Genomic DNA, 9,559 nt, shown 5'->3' on the forward strand with positions numbered 1-9,559 from the left:
TGTTTTACGAAAAATTAAGCTTTTTCCGGCATTGCTGTATCCGCTGTCGCTGTTTTTAAGCCAGATTTAATAATCAGTTTTTTTCCACCCACATACCATTTTCACGGATCAGGTTTATCAATTCGTTTACGGCAACATCGCTGTTGAGGCCACGTTTCACAATTTCCTTACCGCGGTAGAGCGTAATTTTGCCTACGCCGCTGCCAACATAGCCAAAGTCGGCGTCGGCCATTTCGCCGGGACCGTTTACAATACAACCCATGATGGCAATTTTTACGCCTTTCAGGTGATGGGTAACGGCACGGATGCGGGCGGTGGTTTCCTGGAGATCGAACAGGGTGCGGCCGCACGACGGGCAGGAGATATATTCTGTTTTGGAGATGCGGGTACGTGTTGCCTGCAGGATGCCAAAGGAAATGTTGTTCAGCGTGGTATGCTGACCGGGTTGTGTGGGCTGGTTACTTAACCATAATCCATCGCCGAAGCCATCGAGCAACAGTGCGCCGGCTTCCGTGGCATGGTGGATCAGGTGTTCATCTGCCGAAGGCTGATTACTGATACTATGGATAATGACAGGTACTGTAATATTTTTGTTGAGCAGTAAGATGAACAGGCGCCTGATAGCCGCCATCGCATTGCTGCCGGAAGCCGTGGCCACCAGTACAGTGCTGGCTGCTGTAGCCGGGTTAGCCAGTTGCAGCAGCAGTTGTTCATGATGTTCTGTATCCAGGTGATTGCAGTCGAATTGTACAAAGTTGATCCGGCCGGTTTCATTTTGTTCGCAGGCCGTTACATAATGGCGGGCATCAAAGTAAGGTACCAGTTCCTGTTTATCGGCTATGCTCTGCCAGTATTCTGCATCTATTACAACGCGCAGTGTGCCGGGAAGACCAAAGGCAGGTAACTGTTTGCCGGTGTAGATATAATCTGCTGCGGCATCCCCGATATTCCATTTATCGCTGGGCTCATCGTAAGTATAACCAATGGCATTCAGATCGGCGGGCTGCAAGCTGTTGTTGTCGCTGAAATCTGCCACTACCACTGGTACCTGCTTTTCGCCGATGTTCTCCACAGGCGCGCTTTCGCGGCGTTTGTATTCAAAAGGAGAGTAGGGAATAGTGGTTACCGGCGGAATAGCCGTATAGTCGTTACGGTTAGTATATCTTTTCACAATATCCTTACAAACCGGGAGTTCAAATTCAGGATCTTCTGTGAGGGAAACGCGGATGGTATCACCTACGCCATCTTCCAGGAGGGTGCCGATGCCGATGGCAGATTTAATACGGCCATCTTCTCCATCGCCGGCTTCGGTAACGCCCAGGTGCAGTGGGTAGCAGTGGCCCAGTTCCTGTTCCATGGTTTGTACCAGCAGGCGGTATGCCTGTACCATTACCTGTGGGTTACTGGCTTTCATGCTCAGCACAATATTGCGGTATTGCAGGTCTTCCGCAATACGTAAAAATTCCATCGCACTTTCCACCATACCCATCGGTGTATCGCCATAGCGGCTCATGATACGGTCGCTGAGGGAGCCATGGTTGGTACCTATGCGCATGGCGGTACCATACTCTTTACAGATTTTTACCAGCGGGGAAAAGCGTTCACGGATGCGGTCTATTTCTTCCAGGTATTCGCTGTCGGTATAGTCGATTTGTTCAAATTTCTTTTTATCTACATAATTCCCCGGGTTTACCCGTACTTTTTCCACGATGCGGGCCGCTATTTCGGCCGCATTGGGCGTAAAATGGATATCTGCAACGAGGGGAGTGGTATAACCCTGTTTACGTAATTCGTTTTTAATGACCAGCAGGTTATCGGCCTCCTTTTTACTGGGGGCGGTGATGCGTACCAGTTCAGCACCGGCTTCAATACAACGGATGGTTTGCGCCACGGTAGCAGCGGTATCCAGGGTATCGGTGGTGGTCATGGTTTGAATGCGGACCGGGTTAAAATTTCCGATGATAAGATCTCCCACCTTTACTTCCAGAGTGGCCAGTCGTTTATATTCTGTCAGAGAGTTGCAATAAAGCTGCATACGTAGTTTTTGTTTTCCTGCGGAAGCAAAGTTAGTAAACCTGTGGTATTATTGAACCGCAACTTAAAGCTACATTAAATTCCACGAACGGCGGGCGCAGGGCTATCTAAATAGGGGATAAAGCTTTATTTTTGACCCACTTTATGTTACTGAATAAAAGCATAGATATACCTTACCAGCAATTGCCCTTTTCCGGGCAGTTTAATGTAGCTTCCCTGGGCGTGTTCCGCAATGAACTAACCGATCAGCCGCACCGTCATGATCATTTTCAGATTATATGGATTACCAAAGGGAAAGGCAGGCACATGGTGGATTTCGTGTGGTATGATGTGGAAGATGACATGATTTTCCTGCTTCGTCCCGGACAGGTTCATCAGCTGGATTGTGAGCGGGAAGGGTATTTTCTGTATTTCACAGAGCAATTTTACTTTACTAATAAACACGATAAGGAAACCCTCTACGATTTTACTTCGCTTTTCGATAACTGGCACGGATACGGGCCCATCAGTACCAGCGGCCATACCTCAGAGTCTCTCCTGGGATTGATACAACTGATGAGCAGGGAGAAATCCTGCGCGCCTGCCTGCAGCCGGGGCATTGTGAAACATTATCTGAATGCCTTCCTGTTGCTGATAGAACGGGAAAAGAAACGCAATGCCGCGGAAACCATGATGCCGCTGGCTCACGATGGCCGTGTAGTACAGCTGCGACGATTGCTGGAACAGCATTACCGCACAGAACACCAGGTGGCCTTTTATGCGGGCGCCTTTGCCCTCACCCCTAAAAGACTGAACGAAATCACCAAAGAAACCACCGGCCGTACCGTTACCGAATTATTACACGACCGGATTATACTCGAATCGAAACGAAACCTGGCGTTCAGTCACAAAAGTGTCAAGGAGATCTGCTATGAGCTGGGATTCGAGGACCCTGCTTACTTTAGCCGTTTTTTTAAGAATAATACCGGCATCTCTCCCCAGGATTTCCGGGACATGATGTTCAAATAGTACAAGTCAATAGCTGAATTGTCCTAACACCCGCCGCTTACCCCTGTCTATATTTGCATAGCCCGCATCAGCCGGCTTTTATCAGACGCTATAGATTAATATATGAACATCTGGAAACCGCTTTGCCTGCTGGTTATTGCAGCGGGCTGCTGTTCGGCGGCCGTGATGGGTCAAACCCGCCCGCTCACCTTACAGGAAGCACTACAAACAGGATTGAAAAATTACCAGTCCATCAAGGCAAAAGAAAACTATGCTAAAGCAGCTACCGCAAATATCAGCGCAGTAAAAAGAGAATACTTACCTGATCTGAACCTCGCCGCCCAAAATAGCTATGGTACCGTGAATGGTGAAAATGGACCTATGTGGGGATACAAAGGCTGGACTACCGGTGCTTCCGGACCCGTTCTGCCATCACAGAACTGGAATGCCGCCTTCGGCGGATTGTACCTGGCTAATATCAGCTGGGACGTAGTAACCTTTGGCCGCCAGCACGCAAAAGTACAGGCCGCGAAAGAACAATTGTACACCAACCAGGCCGATCTGGAACAGGAAAAGTTTGAACAACAGGTACGCATCGCCGGCGCTTATCTGAACCTCCTGGCTGCACAGCGCCTGCGGGGTTCTATGGAGTCCAACCTGAAACGCGCGCAGGACCTGCAGCATATCATCGTTTCCCGCGCATTGAACGGACTCAGTGCCGGAGTGGATAGCTCCATCGCCAACGCAGAAGTATCCAAAGCAAAACTCACACTGGTAGACGCGGTGAACTACGAAAATGCACAGAGCAATAAACTGGCGGAAATGATGGACGTACCACCGCAGGACTTTACACTGGACACCACCTTTGTTACCAAAATACCTAACCAGCTGCTGGAAACCGTATCTGCACAGGATTCTGTATCACTGAAAAATCAGCCGCTGCTAAAATTGTTCAGTTCCCGCGTAACATTAAGCGATGCCAATCAAAAGCTGATCAGCAAAAACGCGATGCCCCGCCTGTCTTTTATGGGCGTGATGCAAACGCGCGGTTCCGGTTTTGACTACGACTACAGCGCCGCTAATCTCAGCCACTACAGCCAGGCATACTGGTCAGGCGTGAAACCGCAGGTGTCCAATTATCTAGTGGGCCTCAATCTTTCCTGGACGGTTACTGACCTGTGGCGCACGCATTCGCAGGTAGCGCGTCAACACTATACTACTGAAGGATTGAAGAATGAATACAATCAAACCTACAGCCGCTTGCAACATCAGCTGCAGCTGTCGGAACAACAGATAGACAATGCAGTGAAGAAATACCGGGAAGCGCCTACCGGCCTGAAAGCCGCCAGCGACGCCTTTCTGCAGAAAAGTACCTTGTATGAAAACGGGTTGTCTAATATCGCCGACCTGGCCCAGGCGCTGTATAACATTAACCGCGCGGAAACAGACCGGGATATTGCGTACAATGGCGTGTGGCAGGCGATACTGTATAAGTCCGCTACCGTAGGGGATCTGCAACTGTTTTTGAATCAACTGTAATTAACCGGAAGGTATTCACTTCCTGAATATAATTGTATGAACCTGATCAGAACCGCATTACAAAAACCGATAGCCATCATTGTAGTAGTGATGGGACTATTGTTTTTTGGTATTCAAGCAACGCGGGATATTAAAATAGATATCTTCCCGGATCTTAACCTGCCGGCTATATACGTATCACAACCTTATGGCGGTATGTCGCCGCAGCAGATGGAAGGCTTTATTGCCACCAACTACCAGAACCTCTTTCTGTATGTAACAGGTGTAAAAGATATTGAGGCCAAAAATATCCAGGGTCTTACCATGATCAAGATCTCTTTTTACGAAGGGACAAACATGGCGCAGGCCGCGGCGGAAGTAACAGCGATGGCCAACCGTGCATTTTCCTCGATGCCGTCTGGTACGCAGCCTCCTTTTATTATCCGCTTCGACGCATCTACTTTACCGATCGGCCAGCTGGCACTGAGCAGTCCTACGCGCACCAACAACGAATTGCAGGATCTGGCGATGACCATTGTACGGCCATCGTTCAGCCGTATTGCCGGTCTTACTTCACCGGCGCCTTTTGGCGGTAACTCCCGCACCATTGTAATCCATGTAGATCCTGAACTGATGCGCAGTCACCATCTTTCGGCTGACCAGGTTGTAGCCGCCATCAAAGATAATAACCAGATATCACCGGCGGGTAACGTGCGTATCGGCGATATCACCTATCTCACACCCGCCAACACCGTGATACGCACCGTGAAGGAATTTGAAAACATTCCGCTGGTAATGGGAGATGGCCCTACCGTATTTGTGAGAGATGTGGCGAAGGTAGAAGATGCGGCAGACGTAACCAGTAGCTATGCAGTGATCAATGGAAAACGCTCTGTATATCTCCCTATTATAAAAACAGCAGATGCTTCCACCTGGACGGTAGTAAATAACCTGAAAGCAGCATTACCCAATATCCAGAAATTATTACCGGAAGATGTAAAGATTTCTTTTGTATTTGACCAGAGCGTATATGTGATCAATGCCGTGAAAAGCCTTATCAGTGAAGGTGTAATAGGCGCTGTACTCACCGCGCTGATGGTGTTGCTGTTCCTCGGCGACCGGCGCAGCGCGTATATTGTAATCATCACCATCCCGGTATCTATTATCATTGGAGTGATGTTGCTGAAACTGTTCGGGCAAACCATCAACATCATGACGCTGAGCGGCCTGGCGCTGGCCATTGGTATCCTGGTAGATGAATCCACCGTGACCATTGAAAACATCCACCAGCACCTGGAAATGGGTAAGCCAAAAGCACAGGCGATCTGGCATGCGTGCCAGGAAATTGCTTTCCCGAAACTCCTGATCCTGTTGTGTATCCTCGCGGTGTTTGCGCCTTCCTTCACCATGAAAGGCGTGCCCCGTGCGATGTTTATGCCGCTGTCGCTGGCTATTGGTTTTTCCATGATTGCGTCTTACCTGCTGTCGCAAACGCTGGTGCCTATCCTCGCCAACTGGATGCTGGATGCCAACAAATTCAAGCATCATGGCCACCCGCATGTGCATAGCAACGATGCACATAAAACAGCCGGGTATATTGAAACAGAAATTGCAGATGAAAAACAACACGCCAAAACTATTTCCGGCTTCGATCGCTTTAAGCTGCGCTTTATCGGCTGGCTGGAAACGCTGCTGAAAAGACGGAAACTGGTGATTGGCGCTTACTTTATTGGGGTAATTGGTATAGTAGCACTGTGTATGAGCATTATTGGCCGTGATATTTTGCCTAAACTGAATAACGGCCAGTTCCAGCTAAGGCTGAAAGAGCCCACGGGAACACGCCTCGAACGGACGGAAACCATGCTTATTAAATCGACGGAAATTCTGAAGGAAGTAGTCGGCGCCAAAAACATCGACATCACTTCTTCCTTCATCGGTACTCATCCATCGTCCTATTCTACCAACCCCATTTACCTGTTTATGGCTACGCCTAATGAAGCCGTATTGCAGGTGAACATGAAAGAAGATTTTAAAATCAATATGGACGAGTTCAAAGAGAAGCTGCGTAAGCGGATCCACGAACAAATGCCGGAAGTAAAGATGAGCTTTGAGCCGATAGATCTTACAGATAAGGTAATGAGCCAGGGCGCTTCCACGCCGATTGAAATTGCCATCATGGGTAAAAACCTGAAAGAAAGTGTGCCCTATGCGAAAAAGGTATTGGCAGAAATGAAGAAGATCCCTTACCTGCGCGATGTGCAGATCAATCAGCCGATGGATTACCCGGCTATCCGTGTAAACATCGACCGGGAAAGGGCCGGGCAGCTGGGCGTAAGTATTACAGATATTGCTAAATCTCTTACGGCTTCCACTTCCTCCAGCCGTTTTACAGAAAAGAACAACTGGCTGGACGAGAAGAATGCCACGTCTTATTTTGTACAGATCTCCGTATCGGAAAATGAAATGTCGAGCATCAACGATATGGCCGCAATTCCCATCAGTAAAAACAATACGCGGCCCTCGCTGGGGGATGTGGCTACGTTACAGCCGGATACCGTGGTAGGAGAGTATGACCGTATCGGTGCAGTGAGGATTGTATCCATTGGCGCCAATATCCATAAGAAAGATCTTGGTAACGCTTCCGCCGCGGTGGCAGCAGCTATTAAACGTGCCGGCGAACCGCCGCGTGGTATTACTGTAGAGAAACGTGGTTTGATGAACCTGCTGAATGAAACGCTGGATAGCTTACAGTCGGGATTGCTGGTAGCCATTATCGTGATCCTGTTGTTGCTGGCGGCTAATTTCCAGTCGTTCAAAGTAGCGCTGGTAGTTGTGTCTACTATTCCTGCTGTGCTGGCGGGATCGCTGATTATGTTGCTCATCACGGGATCTACGCTCAACCTGCAATCGTATATGGGGATCATTATGTCGGTGGGCGTATCGGTAGCCAATGCGATCCTGCTGATCACCAATGCAGAGAAGCTGCGGCTGGAAAATCATGATTCCCGCAGATCCGCACTGGAAGGTACTTCTATTCGTTTGCGTCCTATCCTGATGACGAGTATCGCCATGGTGGCAGGTATGATCCCGATGGCATCGGGGCTGGGTGAAGCGGGCGATCAAACAGCGCCACTGGGCCGCGCAGTAATTGGCGGGTTGATAGCCAGTACTTTTGCTTCCCTGTTTATTTTACCGCTGATCTTCGCCTGGGTACAACAGAAATCGACCGTGAAATCTGTATCACTGGACCCTGAAGATGAAAACAGCCAGTATTATGTTCCGGGGGCGGCGCGTGTTTAATTCAAGTATAACTATAATGACTAAACGACATATCAATATCATGAATATAAATAAATACAGCCTGTCGTATCGGGTCATGGCGGCTGCTGCATTATTGCCCATCGGTTTGTTTTTCACCGCCTGCCACAGTTCCCGGGCAGACGATGAAAATGAAAAAGAAGACGGGCGCGTTCAGGTGAAAATTATTCACCTGCAGAAAAGCCAGTTGGATGCTTCCCTGAAATTACCCGGAGAAATAAAGCCGTTTCAGTTTGCTGATCTCTATGCAAAGGTGAACAGCTATGTGAAAAATGTGAATGTAGACCTGGGCAGCCAGGTAACTGCCGGCCAGGTGCTGGCTACACTGGATGCGCCGGAAATGAATACACAGTTGCTGGAAGCGCAGTCCAGGCTTCATACAAAAGAAGCCATGTTTCGCGCCAGCCGCGCTACTTACGAACGTTTGCTTAAAACCAGTAAAGTACCCGGTACCATTTCTCCCAACGACCTGGATATGGCGTTTGAGAAAATGAGCGCCGATAGCGCCGAGTTGTTATCCTCCCGTTCTTCTTACCATGAAGTACAGCAAATGCTGGGCTACCTGGTGATCCGCGCGCCGTTCAGCGGCGTGATCAGCCAGCGTAATGTGCATCCGGGCACTTATGTAGGCCCTGCGGGTAAAGGCTCCGATAAGCCATTGTTCCGTTTGGAAGAACAGCAGAAACTGCGTTTATCCGTGGCCGTGCCTGAAATCTATACTGATGATGCGCATCATGCCAGCAATGTGCGTTTTACCGTGAAATCCCTGCCTGGAGATACTTTCACCGCGAAGGTGAACCGTATTGCCGGTAGCCTGGATGTGAAGCTGCGTTCTGAAATACTGGAAATGGATGTGGCCAACAAAACAGCCCGCCTGCTTCCGGGTATGTATGCAGAAGTACAGATGCCGATGCCAGGTAAAAAAGATGTGTACATCGTGCCTAAATCCGCCATCATCAGCAATTCAGAGAAAGTATTTGTGATCAAGGCCGTGAACAATAAAGCGGTGTGGATCCCGGTGAAATGCGGGAATGAATCCAACGGGCAGGTGGAAGTATTCGGTGATTTATCCGACAACGACCAGCTGGTGCAGAACGGCAGTGATGAAATAAAAGAAGGAACGTCGTTAACAGCGGTTGCAAAATAATGTGTGTTTAAAGGTGGGAAGGTGTTTGCAGGAAAAGGAATCAACTGGATCAGGAATCATCAGAAAAGCAGAAGAATCAACGAACAGAAGAATCATTTAACGAACTGTATTCGGCAAGGTAAAGAGTGACGGGTAGAAGGCAAACATACTTCCCTGATGAATCAGGCAATACAGCGCTTCCGTACAGGGGGCGCTGTTGCTTTAAAACACGAAAGAGAATTGTTACGCCGCGTAGCAATTGTAGGTTTAGGTAAAACGGCCGGAATATTCCTATTCCGGTTTTTTATTTTTTAGGGAGATGATTAAGATATATTCCCGGTAATGCCGGTGTTACTTCCCGGATGCTTCTCCAATACTTCGGACCTGCGTATATCATGGATCATCCATGCACTATCCATACAGTTAGCATGCACTCCTCATGCACTATTAATGCACTCCTCATGCACTCCCCATGCACTATGTCTCCTCGGTCTAGTCCTGGTCTAGTCCTGGTATAGGTTTACACTTTTGTTAGATAATCCTGTTTGAAGTTTACAATATAAGTTTTTAGTCCTA

General features: G+C 48.7%; 5 protein-coding genes. 4 read left to right on the forward strand and 1 reads right to left on the reverse strand.

Annotated features, from left to right (window positions below; genetic code table 11):
• Positions 1-73: 73 nt before the first annotated feature.
• On the reverse strand, positions 74-2,035 hold the full coding sequence (gene ispG / locus V7S65_RS22755) for a (E)-4-hydroxy-3-methylbut-2-enyl-diphosphate synthase (protein ID WP_079471324.1): 1,962 nt from the start codon (positions 2,033-2,035) through the stop codon (positions 74-76).
• Positions 2,036-2,178: 143 nt separating this feature from the next.
• Between ispG and V7S65_RS22760 the strand changes: the two genes are divergently transcribed.
• From V7S65_RS22760 to V7S65_RS22775, 4 genes are all read left to right on the forward strand, one after another.
• The gene (locus tag V7S65_RS22760; RefSeq protein WP_079471323.1) at positions 2,179-3,042 is read left to right on the forward strand and encodes a helix-turn-helix domain-containing protein; all 864 of its coding nucleotides are present in this window, start codon (positions 2,179-2,181) and stop codon (positions 3,040-3,042) included.
• A gap of 102 nt (positions 3,043-3,144) precedes the next feature.
• Complete coding sequence (locus V7S65_RS22765; RefSeq protein WP_079471322.1) at positions 3,145-4,560, forward strand: TolC family protein; 1,416 nt, start codon at positions 3,145-3,147, stop codon at positions 4,558-4,560.
• Positions 4,561-4,596: 36 nt separating this feature from the next.
• Positions 4,597-7,839, forward strand: coding sequence for an efflux RND transporter permease subunit (locus tag V7S65_RS22770; protein ID WP_336387567.1), 3,243 nt, complete (start codon positions 4,597-4,599; stop codon positions 7,837-7,839).
• Between the two features lie 16 nt (positions 7,840-7,855).
• Complete coding sequence (locus tag V7S65_RS22775) at positions 7,856-9,004, forward strand: efflux RND transporter periplasmic adaptor subunit (protein WP_336387566.1); 1,149 nt, start codon at positions 7,856-7,858, stop codon at positions 9,002-9,004.
• Positions 9,005-9,559: the final 555 nt, after the last annotated feature.

The organism is Chitinophaga sp. CCNWYY40 (genome assembly GCF_037483205.1).
Classification (GTDB): Bacteria; Bacteroidota; Bacteroidia; order Chitinophagales; family Chitinophagaceae; genus Chitinophaga; species Chitinophaga ginsengisegetis.

Coding starts and splice junctions, on each gene's coding strand:
- ispG (WP_079471324.1), bottom strand. CDS start 2,035: ATGCAGCTTTATTGCAACTCTCTGACAGAATATAAACGACTGGCCACT.
- V7S65_RS22760 (WP_079471323.1), top strand. CDS start 2,179: ATGTTACTGAATAAAAGCATAGATATACCTTACCAGCAATTGCCCTTT.
- V7S65_RS22765 (WP_079471322.1), top strand. CDS start 3,145: ATGAACATCTGGAAACCGCTTTGCCTGCTGGTTATTGCAGCGGGCTGC.
- V7S65_RS22770 (WP_336387567.1), top strand. CDS start 4,597: ATGAACCTGATCAGAACCGCATTACAAAAACCGATAGCCATCATTGTA.
- V7S65_RS22775 (WP_336387566.1), top strand. CDS start 7,856: ATGACTAAACGACATATCAATATCATGAATATAAATAAATACAGCCTG.